Source organism: Tersicoccus solisilvae, from assembly GCF_014643255.1.
In the GTDB taxonomy this organism is placed as follows: Bacteria; Actinomycetota; Actinomycetes; order Actinomycetales; family Micrococcaceae; genus Tersicoccus; species Tersicoccus solisilvae.
In genome coordinates, this window is record NZ_BMJI01000085.1 from 1 (window position 1) to 574 (window position 574).

General features: G+C 52.3%; 1 protein-coding gene. It reads left to right on the plus strand.

Going from position 1 to position 574, the window contains the following annotated elements:
• Positions 1 to 310 (plus strand): S46 family peptidase (locus IEX22_RS16365; protein WP_188669290.1); only part of this gene is annotated, 310 nt, incomplete at its 5' end.
• Between the last annotated feature and the right edge of the window lie 264 nt (positions 311 to 574).

Here is a 574-nt window from a genome sequence, read left to right on the forward strand (position 1 = left end):
GAAAGAGCTGGAGCTTATCAAGGCCAAGCAATACGGTGACTTCTACTTCAAAGATATTGACTCGGTACCGGTCAACTTCCTCTCAACTCTGGATACCACAGGCGGTAACTTAGGCTCGCCAACTCTCAATGGCCGCGCCGAGCTGGTGGGACTGCTGTTTGACGGTGTTTATGAGAGCATCATAGGTGACTGGAACTACGACGATAACATCAACCGCTCCATTCAGGTGGACAGCCGTTACATGCTGTGGGTGATGAAGTATCTGGATAATGCAGATAACTTGCTGCAAGAGATGGAAATCGTTAAGTAAGCTTCGCCATCAACCACAATCCCCGCCAAGTTGCGGGGATTTTTTTAGCTAGCGCTGGGGGATTGAGAGTTGCAGAGCCTGATCCAACAGCTCACACTCCTAGGCGGCGGGGTGTTCAAGGTTAGCGGGCAAAGATTGCAGTACCCCGCGGGCCTTGGCCCTGAGCGGGCGGCGCCGCGAAAAACCATGCCATGAACAACAATGCCATGAACAAAAGCGCCGCAGACAGCAACTTGCGCCGATTGACCTAAGTTATCAAAGGCA